Annotated in this window: 14 protein-coding genes; 9 read left to right on the top strand and 5 right to left on the bottom strand. The window is 58.7% G+C overall.

The window, feature by feature from the left end; all coding sequences use genetic code 11:
* Positions 1-149: 149 nt before the first annotated feature.
* The gene (lhpI, locus tag ROE7235_RS04235; protein ID WP_306418850.1) at positions 150-1,871 is read right to left on the bottom strand and encodes a cis-3-hydroxy-L-proline dehydratase; all 1,722 of its coding nucleotides are present in this window, start codon (positions 1,869-1,871) and stop codon (positions 150-152) included.
* Between the two features lie 27 nt (positions 1,872-1,898).
* Complete coding sequence (locus tag ROE7235_RS04230; RefSeq protein ID WP_121093434.1) at positions 1,899-2,570, bottom strand: GntR family transcriptional regulator; 672 nt, start codon at positions 2,568-2,570, stop codon at positions 1,899-1,901.
* Between the two features lie 146 nt (positions 2,571-2,716).
* Here ROE7235_RS04230 and ROE7235_RS04225 point away from each other — a divergent pair, with 146 nt between their 5' ends.
* From ROE7235_RS04225 to ROE7235_RS04190, 8 genes are all read left to right on the top strand, one after another.
* The gene (locus ROE7235_RS04225) at positions 2,717-3,517 is read left to right on the top strand and encodes a transporter substrate-binding domain-containing protein (protein ID WP_121093433.1); all 801 of its coding nucleotides are present in this window, start codon (positions 2,717-2,719) and stop codon (positions 3,515-3,517) included.
* A gap of 65 nt (positions 3,518-3,582) precedes the next feature.
* Positions 3,583-4,245, top strand: a complete 663-nt coding sequence (locus tag ROE7235_RS04220; protein WP_121093432.1) for an amino acid ABC transporter permease — start codon at positions 3,583-3,585, stop codon at positions 4,243-4,245.
* Between the two features lie 9 nt (positions 4,246-4,254).
* Positions 4,255-4,917 carry an amino acid ABC transporter permease gene (locus tag ROE7235_RS04215; RefSeq protein ID WP_121093431.1) on the top strand — a complete coding sequence of 221 codons (663 nt, stop codon included), beginning with the start codon at positions 4,255-4,257 and terminating at the stop codon, positions 4,915-4,917.
* Positions 4,914-5,636: an amino acid ABC transporter ATP-binding protein gene (locus tag ROE7235_RS04210; RefSeq protein WP_121093430.1), complete on the top strand. Its 723-nt coding sequence runs from the start codon at positions 4,914-4,916 to the stop codon at positions 5,634-5,636. Before ROE7235_RS04215 ends, ROE7235_RS04210 begins: the two co-directional genes overlap by 4 nt.
* Before the next feature lie 87 nt (positions 5,637-5,723).
* Positions 5,724-6,668, top strand: a complete 945-nt coding sequence (locus ROE7235_RS04205) for a dihydrodipicolinate synthase family protein (RefSeq protein ID WP_121093429.1) — start codon at positions 5,724-5,726, stop codon at positions 6,666-6,668.
* A 4-nt stretch (positions 6,669-6,672) separates the two neighbouring features.
* Positions 6,673-7,605 (top strand): 4-hydroxyproline epimerase, encoded by a 933-nt coding sequence (locus tag ROE7235_RS04200; protein ID WP_121093428.1) that lies wholly within the window; start codon positions 6,673-6,675, stop codon positions 7,603-7,605.
* 51 nt (positions 7,606-7,656) lie between these two features.
* On the top strand, positions 7,657-8,682 hold the full coding sequence (locus ROE7235_RS04195) for a trans-3-hydroxy-L-proline dehydratase (RefSeq protein WP_121093427.1): 1,026 nt from the start codon (positions 7,657-7,659) through the stop codon (positions 8,680-8,682).
* Positions 8,683-8,763: 81 nt separating this feature from the next.
* A complete protein-coding gene (locus ROE7235_RS04190) occupies positions 8,764-10,266 on the top strand; it encodes an aldehyde dehydrogenase (NADP(+)) (protein ID WP_121093426.1) in 1,503 nt (500 codons plus the stop codon).
* A 327-nt stretch (positions 10,267-10,593) separates the two neighbouring features.
* On the opposite strand, the gene ROE7235_RS04185 is transcribed toward ROE7235_RS04190, so the two are convergent.
* Genes ROE7235_RS04185 through ROE7235_RS04175 form a run of 3 tightly spaced genes read right to left on the bottom strand, consistent with a single transcriptional unit; the run spans position 10,594 to position 14,484 of the window.
* Complete coding sequence (locus ROE7235_RS04185; protein WP_121093425.1) at positions 10,594-12,015, bottom strand: bifunctional enoyl-CoA hydratase/phosphate acetyltransferase; 1,422 nt, start codon at positions 12,013-12,015, stop codon at positions 10,594-10,596.
* Positions 12,005-12,760: an enoyl-ACP reductase FabI gene (gene fabI, locus ROE7235_RS04180; RefSeq protein WP_183073327.1), complete on the bottom strand. Its 756-nt coding sequence runs from the start codon at positions 12,758-12,760 to the stop codon at positions 12,005-12,007. The genes ROE7235_RS04185 and fabI overlap by 11 nt, the downstream gene beginning before the upstream one ends.
* Before the next feature lie 20 nt (positions 12,761-12,780).
* A complete protein-coding gene (locus ROE7235_RS04175; RefSeq protein ID WP_121093423.1) occupies positions 12,781-14,484 on the bottom strand; it encodes a PHA/PHB synthase family protein in 1,704 nt (567 codons plus the stop codon).
* Between ROE7235_RS04175 and ROE7235_RS20360 the strand changes: the two genes are divergently transcribed.
* On the top strand, positions 14,476-14,662 hold a 187-nt coding region (locus ROE7235_RS20360; protein WP_220669536.1), incomplete at its 3' end, for a hypothetical protein. The two genes, ROE7235_RS04175 and ROE7235_RS20360, sit on opposite strands and share 9 nt — an antisense overlap.

The raw sequence follows: 14,662 nt of genomic DNA, 5'->3' as shown, positions 1-14,662 counted from the left end.
CCTCACGCGGCGGACACAAGGCAGAGAGTTGCCGATATGACAGGCGTACAGGGCAAGCGTCGGGGTCAATCCGCTTCGCGATCTCCCGCGTTGCCTGTTCTTTTGCAGATTGGCAACCTGCAAGACTTCATGCAACCAACCTAAAGCGGTCAATCAATTCTGCGTGTCAGCCAATGCGGTGGGGTATCAGGCGCAAGACCCGTGACCGCCGCTTCGACACAATCTTTGAGACCAGCCAGACACGCGTGCCGCCCCGACAAACCATGGGCGTAATGCGCGTATTTCCCGGAATTCGTCATCAAGCCCTCTGTTTCTGGCGGGAAGATAGGTTCAATGATCGAGCACCAGCATAGATCCGGAATGAGCCGCACCCCTGCGTTTTGAAGTCGATTGGCAGTGCCATCAAGTTGCGCAGCGCTCAGAACATCCCTTCCGATCGTGATGATCATCTGGGTGGACGCGGCACAGACACGGTCTTGGAAAATATCCGCGACCTTTTGGGCTTCGGACAACGACGCGTGCGGGCTGCCGATTGCGACAAGGTCGATCTTGCGCGCACCGCGATTAAGTTCGCGCCACGCGTTCATGATGTCCGCGGGACCGACGCGAAGCCGTGTCGAATCCGCAGCCGGTTCAAGATGTGCCTCGGGTGTGTGCCCTGCGACATGCAGCATCGGCGCTCCGGACGTGGTCCCGAACGCGGCGCAAAGGGCCTTCAGGTCATCGCGCGATGGGCTGAACGATTCCAGCCCGGTCAGAAGGGGAATTCTATCGGAAGAAAGGCGCCCGGCCAGCCAGCCAATCAGGGGCCAGAGCAGGTCGTCATGCCCGTCAAAGGATATGTCGAACTCAATCACCGTTCCGGGGACACGACCCTGTGTCATATAGACACCGGCGGCCGGGGCCCGGCCTGTAATGGCGATGAAAAGATCAAGATAGTCGGGGTGTTTGGGGCTGCGAGCGCCCAGAACACTGTTGGCGTAGATGACCGCGTTGGATTCCGACCAGCCGATCACCTCGCCGGGTTCGGGCGCTTCTTCCAGCAGATACGGTGCGCAGGTAAAAACGGGCTTTGCGCCCATTTTGACATAGGCATCTGCAAGACGGCTGGCGCGGGTGCCGAACCCGGTTGGCACATTCTGGGTGTGCCAGTTTTCACGATCGACCGAAATTGCATTGATCGTGGTCGGGATCGTGACCTGTGCACCCATGTCGGCCAGTTTTTCCGCAAAGATCAAGTTGGCGGAATGCGCAAGGATACAGCCGTCGATATGCCCTCTGGTCACATCGATCAGGCTATGTGTGCCTTCGCGCGCGGCCATGAGACAGATGATTTCCATCGCCATCTCTGTTGCAGGTCCGGCGTCACCACGCAGGTAGGCCCAATCTTTTGCGGAAAGCTGCACATCATCCGCTTTGGCCGCCACGAGTTCGACATCGACGTTGTCGGCATGCAAACGTCCTGCGGTTATGGCCGCCGCCGGGCACTGGGCCAATTGCCGATAATGTGCCCGCGACAACGAGACAACTGGAAGCGGGCGCCCGAAAATCCGGTCCGAAACCAGAGCGCCGAGTGTCAGCACTTCTTCATGCTCGCAAAACACAAGGGCGGCTGGGGCAAGCCCATTCAGCGACAATTCCAGCAAGACGCCGCTACCACTGCAAGACCCGCGCGAGGTCGGCATCATCAAAATTTTTCCGGCAACCGAAGCCCCATGATCGGGATGGTGCACATCTATGATTGTTCCTGTTTCAGGGTCGACACCGCCCCAGAAACTGAGGCCTTCGACACAGGCAAGAACCTCGCCTTGCGCGTCCCCGTCGATCAGAATGCGGCCGGACATTTCGGTCGCGCGTGATGATATGGTCACAGGGCCTCCGGGCGGGTTGGGCCGGCGCTATTTGCGCACAGCGGGACTCGGGAAATGTTCCAGAAGCGAAAACTTCGCCCCGATGATGTGATCGCGCAGCAACAAGCTTGCGCGATCACCGTCACCATCTTCGCAGGCTTCAAGAATGGCCAGGTGCTCTCTGTCGGCGCGGGCCATGCCGTCGCTCATCAACAACTGGGCGCGGATATAGCGTTCGACCCGGTCCATGGCATTTTCGGCCACTTCCTTGAAATACTTCAGATTACTCGCCGAATAGAGCGTTTTGTGGAAGTCACGGTTCAAGTCGCCCCATTCCATCGGCTTGGGTGAGTTTGAAAACGCTTGGCACTGTTCCCGTGCCTTTTGCAGGCAGTCTTTCGGCATTCTGGTCATGGCATCGCGCAGGATCTCTGGCTCCAGCAAGGCGCGCAGGTCAAACACCTCGGCAGCTTCGTCGGCGGACAATCCGGCAACCACGGCCCCCTTGTAGCGCTGTGTCTTTACCAGACCCAACTCTTCCAGACGCGAAATCGCTTCGCGCACAGGGATGCGACTGGTGCTGAACATGTTTGCAATCTCGTCCTGCCGCAGGGGCGCACCCTCGACCAGCTCTCCCTCGATAATGGCTTTTCGCAACACATCGAACACGATGCTCGACGCGGATGCGGTCCTTGAAATGTCTACCGCCTTGAAATTCATCGCCTGCCACCTTCGAAACCAGATGCGGTCTTAGGACATCACCGCCTTCAGGGGAAGCCTTGGAATATATCTTGGACATTGTATCCAATATAAGATATTTAAGAATTATTCAATATAGCACCCAACAACCAACATGGAGGACAACAATGCTGAAAACGCTTTTCGGGATCGCAGCGGCATCGCTGCTCGTAACCGCCCCCGCCACGGCCGATACGCTGGATGACGTCATCGACCGCGGCACTTTGCGCTGCGGTGTCGTGCTGGACTTCCCGCCCATCGGCTACCGCGACGAGAACAACGATCCGGCCGGTTTCGATGTCGAGTATTGCAACGATCTGGCGGCCGCGCTGGAAGTTGATGTCGAAATCATGCCCCTCACATGGTCCGAGCGTTTGCCGGTGATCGTGACGGGCCGCGCAGATGTGGTGTTCGGCGCGACATCGGACAGCCTTGCCCGCGCACGCACAGTCGGGTTTTCCATCCCTTACGCGATTTATTACGCACAAGGCGTGGTGAATTCCGAAAGCGGCATCGAGTCCTTCGAGGACATTCGCGGCAAGCGCGTTGCAGCCGGTGTCGGCACCGTTCCGGAACAGGAATGGCTGAAGATCGCTGCCGAATGGGGCGAAGAAGACCTGTATCAGGGCTATCAGTCAGAGAACGAGGTGTTCCTGGCCGTAGCGCAGGGCAAAGCGGATATCGGGATCACCACCAACACCGCAGTGAAGCCGATTACCGACCAGTATGACAATGTTGATCCCGGCCCGCGCATGCCTTGGACCACGGACTACACGTCGGTCGTGGCCAAGCGGACCGATGTCAGCTGGCTGAACTACCTGAACCTGTTTGTCACGCATCAGGTGCGGTCCGGTCGCTATCAGGAATTGTGGGGCACGTATGTCGGGGGCGAAGCGCCCGAACTGCGCATCCCCGGCGTGATGTACTAATCCGCCACCGTCAGAGCTACCCCTGCCCGGCCTGTCCGGGCGGGGATTTTTTTGGGATCATCGCGATGTTCGACTATAATTTTCACTGGCGTCCGGTGATTCGCAGCCTGCCGGAGTTGCTGGAAGCAAGTCTTGTGACGCTTCAGGTGGCAACGCTGTCCATGGTGATCGGTATTGTTGTCGGTCTGGGATTGTCCGTTATCCGCCTAAGACTGCGTGGCCCGCTTTACTGGCTGGCAACGGCATGGGTGGAACTGGCGCGCAACACGCCTGCGCTGTTCCAGTTGTTCTTCTTCGGGTTCGGGCTGGGGGCCTTTGGCTGGCATCTGACGCCTTACATGATTGTGCTGGTCGGACTCAGCTTCAATAACGCGGGCTACCTTTCCGAGAATTTCCGCGGCGGCTTTCAGGCGGTGCCAGATACACAGATGCGCGCCGCACGCAGCCTTGGGATGAACCTTTGGCAAACCTACACGCGGATCCTTGTGCCGCAGGTCTTGCGTATCGTGTATTACCCGATGACGAACCAACTTGTCTGGGCCGTTCTTATGTCGTCGCTCGGAATGCTGGTCGGGTTTCGCGAATTGTCGGGCGAGACCCAGTTCTTCGCCAGCCGCACATACCGCATCTTTGAATATTTCGCCGTCACCGCCGTAATCTATTACGTCATGGTCAAATTCATCTTGCTTGCGTCCCGGCTGCTTGCGACGCGGCTGTTTCGGTATTGAGGGGCGCAAATGGAACCAACCATCAGCTTCTTCAGCGGCTTTGGGCGCCAGGACATTCTCTTTATGGCCGAAGCCGCATGGCGGACACTTCTGATTTCGACGATCTCAATCGCGATCGGAACCATCCTCGGCACGATATTCGGCTGGTTGCTGTATGAGGGTCGTATCTGGGCCACGCTGTTCCTGGCCCCTGTGCTGGACGCGTTTCGGTCGGTCCCGCTGATCATCCAACTGGTCCTGTTCTATAATTTTGTGCCGATCATCGGCCTGAGCCTTGATGCCTTCCAATCGGGGCTGGTGATCCTGACGATTTACACGGCCTCGCTTGTGGCAAATGTCGCACGCGGCGGAATCGAATCCGTCGGCAAACCAATGCGCCGCGCCGCGCGCTCGCTCGGAATGAGCTACTGGCAGGACTTGCGCTATGTTGTGCTGCCCATCGGCACGCGCGCCGTGTTCCCGTCTTGGGTCGGTGTCGCCTTGGGCGTTCTGAAAGATAGCGCGCTGGTGTCGGTGCTCGGCTACGTCGAATTGCTGCGCGCAAGCCAGATCCTGATGACCCGCACGCAGGAACCGCTTTTGATTATCTCGATCGCGGGCGCGTTTTACTTCGCGCTGTCCTATCCGATCTCGCGCTATTCGGCCAAACTTGAAAAGAGGTGGTCCCAATGATCGAAATTTCCGGTCTGCACAAATATTTCGGCACGCTGCATGTGTTGCGCGGGATCGACCTGACGGTGCAGAAGGGCGAAGTGCTGTCCGTGATCGGAGCATCGGGCTCCGGCAAATCTACGCTACTATATTGCATAAACGGGCTAGAGCCGATTCAGAAGGGCCGCGTCGTTGTCGATGGCACCGACGTTCATGCCAAACAGACCGACCTCAACACGTTGCGCCAGCGGATGGGAATGGTGTTCCAGCAATGGAACAGTTTTCCGCACCTGACCGCGCTGGAGAATGTCGCGCTGGCACCGCGTATCGTGAAAAAGAAATCGCAATCCGAGGCACGCGAGATCGCCAAACGGCAGCTTGAACATGTCGGCCTTGGTGACAAGCTGAAAGCCTATCCCAGCGCCCTGTCGGGCGGCCAGCAGCAACGTCTGGCGATTGCAAGGGCGCTGGCGATGGATCCGCAATACATGCTGTTCGACGAAGCGACATCGGCGCTGGACCCCGAGCTTGTCGGCGAAGTTCTCGATACGATGCGCATTCTTGCCGAGGAGGGCATGACCATGATCTGCGTCACCCACGAGATGGGTTTCGCAAGGGATGTCTCGGACCGGGTTGCCTATTTCCATGACGGCTTGCTGGAAGAGATTGGCCCTCCCGAACAGATTTTCGGCGCGGCAGAATCCGAGCAAACCCGCAAGTTTCTGGCCAAGGTGCGCTGACCGGACCCGGATTTTCCAGCCGGGGCCAGCAAAAAAATTGAACACAATTGGCGCAAACGCCTTCGAGACGGAAAGAGGAGATCACCAATGTCGAAAGAAGTGTTTTCGGGATGCATGCCTGCCCTGATGACTCCATGTGGGGCGGATAGAAAACCCGATTTCGCTGCGCTTGTCCGCAAGGGGCAAGAGTTGATCGATGCCGGCATGTCGGCGGTCATCTACTGTGGTTCCATGGGTGATTGGCCCTTGCTGACGGATGACGAGCGGATGGACGGCGTCGAACACCTTGTCAAAGCCGGTGTGCCGGTGGTTGTCGGCACCGGTGCGGTCAATACGCAAATGGCCGTTGCCCACGCCGCCCATGCCGCGCGCGTCGGCGCGGTAGGGTTGATGGTGATCCCGCGCGTCCTTTCGCGCGGTTCGTCGTCCGAAGCGCAGCGCAACCACTTCAAGTCTATCCTGTCAGCCGCGCCCAAATTGCCGGCGGTGATCTACAACAGCCCCTATTACGGCTTTGCCACCAAGGCAGACCTCTTCTTTTCACTCCGTGCCGAGCACTCCAATCTTGTCGGCTTCAAGGAATTCGGAGGCATTGCCGATTTGCGCTACGCCGCCGAAAACATCACCTCGCGCGATGAGAACGTGACACTCATGATCGGTGTGGATACCGCCGTTTACCATGGCTTCGTCAACTGCGGCGCCACCGGTGCGATCACGGGTATCGGAAATGCCCTGCCCAAAGAAGTGCTGCTGCTGATGAAGCTCTGCGAGGCAGCCGCGAAGGGCGATGCACTGGCACGCCGACGCGCGCAGGAACTCGAAGAGGCACTGGGCGTGCTGTCCAGCTTTGATGAAGGGCCCGACCTCGTCCTCTATTACAAACACCTGATGGTCCTGAACGGTGAGGATGAGTACCGCCTGCACTTCAACGAAACAGATTTCCTTTCAGACTCGCAGCGCCATTACATCGAGGCTCAATACAAGCTGTTCCGGACATGGTTCGACAATTGGGCCCGCCAAGAGGGGCTCTGACCGCATGCGGGTGATCGACAGCCATACCGCCGGGGAGCCGACACGTGTGATCCTCGAAGGGGCCATTGACCTCGGTGCCGGGTCGCTCGCCGAACGTGCGGCGCGGCTGGAAAGCGATCATAGTGATTTTTGTGCAGCGGCGCTTTGTGAACCGCGCGGTCATGACGCCATGGTCGGCGCGCTTCTGGTGGAGCCATCGCACTCCGATTGCGCAACGGGTGTCATATTCTTCAATACCTTGCAAAACCTCGGGATGTGCGGGCATGCGGCAATTGGGGTCGCCGTGACCTTGGCGCATCTTGGCCGCATACAGCCCGGAACCCACCGGCTTGAAACCCCCGTCGGCGTGGTCGAGGTCGCGCTACACGACCCACATACCGTGTCGGTCGTCAATGTGGAAAGCTACCGCCATCTGAAAGGCGTTAAAGTCGCTGTTGAAAACTGGGGCGAAGTGACCGGCGATGTCGCATGGGGCGGAAACTGGTTTTTTCTGGTCAAGGACTCTCCCGTTGCAATAGAGGCCGCGAATATCCGCGCTTTGACAGAAATGTCCCTGGCTACACGGGACGCGCTTGAACGAGACGGCATCACCGGGCGGGACGGTGCGTGGATAGACCATATAGAGTTTTTCGGGCCGCCAACTGTCGCGGGCGCGCATAGCAGGAACTTTGTCCTCTGTCCGGGTGGTGCCTATGACAGGTCTCCTTGCGGCACGGGTTGCTCTGCCAAATTGGCATGTCTGGCGGCAGACGGTGATTGGCCCGCCGGAGCAGAGTGGATGCAGCAAAGTGTGATCGGCAGCACCTATGTGATCAGCTATCAGCCGGGGCACGACATGGGGATCATACCCAAGATTACAGGGCAGGCATTCGTGACATCGCACGCCACTCTCATCTTTGACCCGACCGATCCCTACGCCAAAGGCATACGCTGCTGATCGCCCGCCAGGGAACCGACACACACTCCAACGTCAGGAAAGCGACGGACCATGCGAAGCACGAAGACGATACATGTCATATCTTGCCACGCCGAGGGCGAGGTGGGCGACGTGATCGTGGGGGGTGTGGCACCCCCAAAAGGCAAAACACTCTGGGAGCAAAGAAGCTTCATTGCGAGGGACGAGACCCTGCGGAATTTTGTTCTGAACGAACCGCGCGGCGGTGTGTTTCGCCATGTAAACCTGCTTGTTCCGCCGATCCATCCGGACGCAGACGCTGCCTTTATCATCATGGAGCCCGAAGACACCCCACCTATGTCGGGTTCGAATTCCATTTGTGTGGCCACGGTGCTTCTGGATTCCGGGATCCTCCCGATGACGGAACCCGTGACCGAAATCATGCTAGAGGCACCCGGCGGCCTTGTCCGCGTTCGCGCGGCGTGTCGCAACGGCAAGGCCGAAGAAATCAGTGTCCGCAACGTGCCCAGCTTCGCCGACAAGCTCGGTGCTGCGCTAGAAATCGAGGGGCTGGGCACAATTTGCGTCGACACCGCCTATGGGGGCGACAGTTTCGTTGTCGTCGATGCCCAAGCGCTCGGCTTTGATCTGGTCGAGGATGAAGCGAGCGAACTGGCGCGCTTGGGGGTCAGGATAACGCAGGCGGCGAATGAACAGCTGGGGTTTTCGCATCCTGAAAATCCTGAATGGGATCATATTTCATTCTGCGCCTTCTGCGGCCCTCTGACACCCACCGCGACCGGCATGCGCGGGCAATCCGCCGTTGCGATCCGCCCCGGCAAGATCGACCGCTCGCCGACTGGAACGGCGGTCTCTGCGCGGATGGCCCTGATGGCCGCCCGCAATCAGTTGACGGTTGGCCAGACCTTCGAAGCCGTTTCGATCATCAACTCTACCTTCACCGGGCGAATTGTCGGTGAAGCGCAGGTCGCAGGCCGCCCCGCGATCCTGCCCGAGATCACCGGACGCGGCTGGATCACGGGCATCCATCAACACATGCTCGATCCCGATGACCCATGGCCGCAAGGCTACCGTCTGAAGGATACTTGGGGCGTCTGAGCTTGCGCAGGCCAAAGCCAGACTCCCGAGATCGCAGGATCGGGCGAAACAAGAAACACTCTTTGAGGAAAGGAAACCATCATGATTGGCAAACACCTTATCGCGGGCAACTTGGTCGGCAATAACGAGACCTTTGCGAACATGCCGGTCGATGGCAACGCCGACCATTTCGCCATCGGGACTGCAGGGCATATCGATCAGGCGGCACTGGCCGCAGAACAGGCATTTGCATCCTATGCACAGATTTCTCGCACGGACCGCGCCGGGTTTCTGCGTTCCATCGCAGACGAGATCGACAAGCAAGGGGACCGGATTACCGAACTCGGCACACGAGAGACGGGGCTACCCGCTGCCCGGCTTGAAGGTGAACGCGGCCGGACCGTCGGACAAATCCGGCTTTTCGCCGATCATATCGAAAAGGGCGACTATCTGGACCGCCGCCATGATCCCGCCATGCCAGACCGTCAGCCCGCACCCCGTCCCGACCTGCGCATGATGCAGCGTCCGATCGGACCGGTGGCGATTTTCGGGGCGTCCAATTTTCCGTTGGCGTTTTCCACCGCCGGGGGCGACACGGCAAGCGCGCTGGCTGCTGGTTGCCCGGTCATCGTCAAGGGCCACGACGCGCATCCCGGAACGGCAGAGATCGTGGCAGAGGCCATTCTGGCGGCGATCAAGGCACATGATCTTCATCCGGGTGTCTTTTCATTGGTGCAGGGAGGCAGCCGCGACGTGGGCCAAGCGCTGGTGCGCCACCCACTGATCCGTGCTGTCGGCTTTACCGGCAGCCTTGCCGGTGGCCGCGCGCTCTTTGATCTCTGCATGAACCGGCCGGACCCGATCCCGTTCTTCGGCGAACTGGGCTCCGTCAACCCGATGTTCTTGTTGCCCGAAGCCGTGAAGGCGCGTGGCCGTGACATTGCGGGCGGCTGGGCAGCCTCGCTAACGATGGGTGCGGGACAGTTCTGCACCAATCCCGGCATCGCTGTGGTGATCGAAGGCGCGGATGCCGATGCGTTCACCAAGGCAGCAAAGGCAGCGCTTGATCAGCAGGCAGAGCAGCTGATGCTGACCGACGGCATTGCGCAGGCCTACCGAACCGGGCGCGACCGGATCGCTGCAACCGCCGGTGTGCAAGACCTTCTGACCTCTGCCTGCAACAAGCGGAATGCCGCGCCCGACCTGTTTGCGACGACTGGCAAGACATGGTTAACCAACCAAGCATTGGGCGAAGAAGTGTTCGGCCCACTGGGTCTTGTCGTGCAGGTCGCGGATGCCGACGAAATGCGAGAGGTCGCGCAAGAATTGCAGGGCCAGCTTACCGCGACCCTACATATGAATGAGGGCGATCTTGAAATGGCCCGCGGGCTTCTGGCCGTTCTGGAACGCAAAGCCGGGCGTCTGCTGGCCAACGCGTTCCCAACCGGTGTCGAGGTCTGCGAAAGCATGGTGCACGGTGGGCCCTATCCGGCCAGCACGAATTTCGGCCATACGTCGGTCGGCACGCTGGCTATAAGACGTTTTCTGAGGCCGGTCTGCTATCAGGACATTCCCCAAGCGCTTCTGCCTGACGATCTGAAATAGTCGGGCAGAAATACTGGCCACGCCACCACCACGGCTTCATCCCCAAGCTGACACGGACAAAGCATCGGCTTTGCCCGTCAACGCCACGCGTGATCTGCGGAAACAGAACTCGAATCGCAAACCGCTGAAGCAGGAAGGCCGAGGCAAATATAGTCCCATAATGGCCGCGAAGGTCGGCCTGGAGGTTGATCAATACCAGTCCTGATGCGCGTGCGGGCGCCCCAAGTCGCAGCCGTTTGCGACGGCCCGCCTGCTGGCCAGCAAATCCGGCTCGTTCGCGTCCTGATACCGTCCGAGCTTTTGAAAACGACAATTCTGCATTCAGCTCTAGCAGGCTGCGGATGTGCGCCTTGCCGCACAGACCAAAGCCGCAATCGCGGCGGAGGCCGTGCGCGTTCTGTCATCGTCGGCCCGACTCGTCAGGATGATCGGCACCCGGGCACCAAGCACGATGCCTGCTGCCTCTGCACCGGCCAGATACATCAACTGTTTGGCAATCATGTTGGCGGCCTCCAGGTCGGGGGCCACAAGCACATCAGCCTGTCCCGCCACGGGCGATGTGATGTTCTTGGTCACCACAGCGCGCATCGAGATCGCATTGTCAAAAGCCAGCGGTCCATCCAGAACTCCGCCAGTGATCTGCCCACGGTCCGCCATCTTGCAAAGCGCGCCCGCGTCCACCGTTGATTTCAATCGCGGTGTGATCGTCTCAACGGCAGAGAGCAGTGCAACTTTGGGTGCGTCGATGCCGATGGCAAGAGCCAGATCAATCGCGTTCTGGATGATGTCGGCCTTCGTTGCCAGATCGGGGTCAATATTGATGGCCGCATCCGTCATGATCAACGGCTTGGGATAGGTCGGGACATCCATGACGTAAACATGGCTCATCCGACGTTCCGTGCGCAATCCATCGGACTTTGACACAACGGCCGACATGATCTCTTCGGTATGCAAAGCGCCTTTCATCAAGGCCTGCACTTTGCCGTCCCGTGCCAGCGACACCGCTAATTCGGCGGAGGCATGGCTGTGCGGCGCATCAACGATTTCGAGCTGGCTGATATCAAGAGTGTTTTGCTCTGCCACAGCCTCGATTCGGTCTCTTGGACCCACAAGCAAAGGTGTAATCAGGCCGAGTTCATACGCATGCAAAGCGCCCACCAGCGATGGTTTGTCACAGGGATGGACCACAGCAACCGGAATCGCGCCCAATGCCGTTGCGCGGGCGAGCAGGTCACCATGCACCTGCCCGTGCCGGTGTAGGACTAGATCGGGCATCGTGACACGCGGCCTGCGAATTTTCCGGTCGGGCGCGATCACATGGGCTTGCCCGACAATCGCAGGCTTTCCGTCGCCATTGGTGCAGGTGCAATCAAGGGTGAGCCGCTTCTTTTCGGCATTCCTTTCGACAACTGTCACACGGACCGTCACCGTATCGCCAACCCCTACCGGTTTGAGAAACTTTAGCGATTGTTCCAGATAGATGGTCCCCGGACCAGGCAATTGCGTGCCCAACACGTTCGAAATCAACGCGGCGCCCCACATTCCGTGGGCAATCACTTTGTGAAAGATGTCGCCTTCGGCAAACTCTGTGTCCACATGTGCGGGGTTCACATCGCCGGACACCACGGCGAAAGCGTCGATATCGCGGGCCGTCAAAGTCCGAACCAATTCAGCGAACTGCCCCAGTTCAATCTCATCAAAAGGGCAGTTTTCAATGAATTCCAATGCCGGGTCAGATTCAGACAACATGGTGGCCCCCGTCAATATAGGCGGTATTGCCACTGACAGAACGGGCAAAATCGGTCACGAGGCAGGCCGCCATCGCGCCGACCTCGTCTATTGTGGTCAGGCGGTGCAACGGCGCGCGCGCCTTGGCGTCATCAATCAACGTATCGAAGTGGTCGATCCCAGAGGCAGCCCGCGTTTGCAGCGGTCCCGGTGACAGCGCATTCACACGAATGTTCTTGTGGCCCAATTCAACCGACAAGTACCGCGTGGTTGCTTCCAGTGCAGCCTTGACCGGGCCCATGATGTTGTAATGGTCAACAACCCTTTCGGCCCCGTGATAAGAGACCGTCAGGATGGTGCCGCCATCTTTCATCAAGGGCTCTGCCTTGTTGGCGAGGCGGATCAGCGAGTGGACAGAAACGTCCATCGCCAAAGCAAAGCCCTTTTGGGAACAGTCCACGACCCGCCCATGCAGGTCGTCCTTCGGGCAGAACGCGATCGAGTGCAAAAGAAAATCCAGTTTGCCCCATGTCTTTTCGATCTCGGCGAACACCGCCTCAGTCTGATCATGATCGGTGACATCCAACGGCAGGAACATCTCTGCGCCGACCTCATTGGCAACGGGTTCCACGAATTTGCGGGCCTTGTCATTTTGGTATGTGATGCAAAGATCGGCCCCCGATACACGAAAGGCCGCCGCACATCCCGCGCCGATGGAATGACGGTTGGCGATCCCAACGATCAGCCCCTTCTTGCCCTTCAACAGTTCATTCTGTGATAGCATTGCTACTCCATCATGACGTAAGTGCCCGGCGCAGGCGCCAGCGATTTCGTGATCTTGGGGGCCGGGGCAGGTACGCCAGACAGACCAGCCAGCCAAGCCGTCCATTCGGGCCACCAACTGCCCTCTTGCTGTGTCGCGGTCGCGACCCAGTCATCTGGGTCCATGGTCTTGTCGGCATCGCGCGTTGTGTGGATGTGGAAATGGCGGCGCTTGTGGCCCGGCTCTGACAGGATGCCAGCGTTGTGCCCGCCGTTCGTCAGCGTGAATGTCACATCGGCATGGCACAGGTTGTGGATCTTGAAGACCGACTTCCAAGGAGCGATATGATCGGTCTCGGTTCCCACGCCGAAGACCGGCACGCGAATATCGCGCAGTGAAACCGTATGGCCGTCGACGCTATAGCGCCCGCCCGCCAGATCATTGTGCAAAAACATATGGCGCAGGTATTCAGCATGCATCTTGGCAGGCATGCGCGTGCTGTCCGCGTTCCACGCCATCAGATCATTCATCGGGATTTCATCGTCATCCAGCAGGTAGCTGCGGATCATCTGTGACCAGATCAGATCGTTCGAGCGCATCATCTGAAATGCGCTCATCATCTGTTCGGCATCCAGATAGCCCTGTGCCTGCATGACGTCCTCAAGGAAGGACACCTGACTTTCGTTTATAAAGAGGCTGAGTTCACCCGGTTCGCTGAAATCGGTCTGGGCAGCAAGCAGGGTCATGCTGGCCAAACGGTCGTCGCCATCGCGGGCCATCGCCGCAGCGGTCATCGACAACAACGTGCCACCAAGGCAATAGCCCGCTGTATGGATTTTCCCGGCACCCGTAGAGGCGGCGATGTAGTCAAACGCCGCGCGCGGCCCTTGATCAAGGTAGTCTTGCATCCCCAACGCCGCATCCCCGGAATCGGGGTTTCGCCATGAGATCATAAAGACCGTGAACCCGTTCTCTGTCAGATAGCGCACCAGCGAATTGGCCGGACTCAGGTCAAGGATATAGTATTTCATGATCCATGCCGGGACGATCAGGATCGGTTCGGGGTACACCATATCGGTCGTTGGCGCATATTGAATCAACTCAATCAGATGGTTGCGAAAGACAACCTCTCCCGGCGTGGTGGCAACATCGGTGCCAACCCGCGCGGTATTGGTCGTTTGTCTTTTTGCCTGCTGATCACGTAGCCAGCGGGTAAAACCGTGCTGCAAATTCGCTCCGCCGGTCTGGACAGTGCGCGCCAGAACCTCGGGGTTGGTTGCCACAAAATTCGACGGTGCCACCGAATCAAGCAGTTGCCGCATCACAAAAGTCATTGCCCGATCATGCGCGGGGTCCAATCCCGGCACATCCGTCGTGGCCTTGTCCCAAAAATCCTCGGCCAGCAAGAAGCCTTGGGCCAGTGCGGCAAAGGGGGACTTTTCCCAGCTTTCGTCACGAAATCGACGGTCAGTTTTTTGGGGCAAGATCGGAAGCGTGTCGGGATGTTCTGGGCAGCCCTGCATCACGTAGGTCATCCAACCGAGCCAATGATCTCTCGCTGTCTGTGCCAGCGCCAGTTGTTTGTCGGGCGCCATCGCCAAATGGACGCTCCAATCCGTCCACATCGCCAGCAAAGATGCAGGCGAGCTGCCACCAGTCATTCTGGCAAGGCTCTGACGCAGAGGGCGTTTAGCAAAAATTAAGGGCTTGTCGGCATCTTGCCGCATCTTACTGCCAGTCATCAGCAACCCTTCCGCCAATCAAGCCTTCAAGTGGGTTATACTCCGAGTCCTGCAGAAGCCGAATTTGTTGACTTGACTGCTGGGTTTGGAACGATTCAGCTATTGCTTATGATCCGCCCTGACTTTCTTTCCTCACCAGCCCGCCTCGAGCTTGAGGCTTGCG

Origin of the sequence: Roseinatronobacter ekhonensis (assembly GCF_900499075.1) — a bacterium.
In the GTDB taxonomy this organism is placed as follows: Bacteria; Pseudomonadota; Alphaproteobacteria; order Rhodobacterales; family Rhodobacteraceae; genus Roseinatronobacter; species Roseinatronobacter ekhonensis.
The sequence above is the reverse complement of the archived record's forward strand: the minus strand, read 5'-3'. Positions and strand labels throughout refer to the sequence as shown.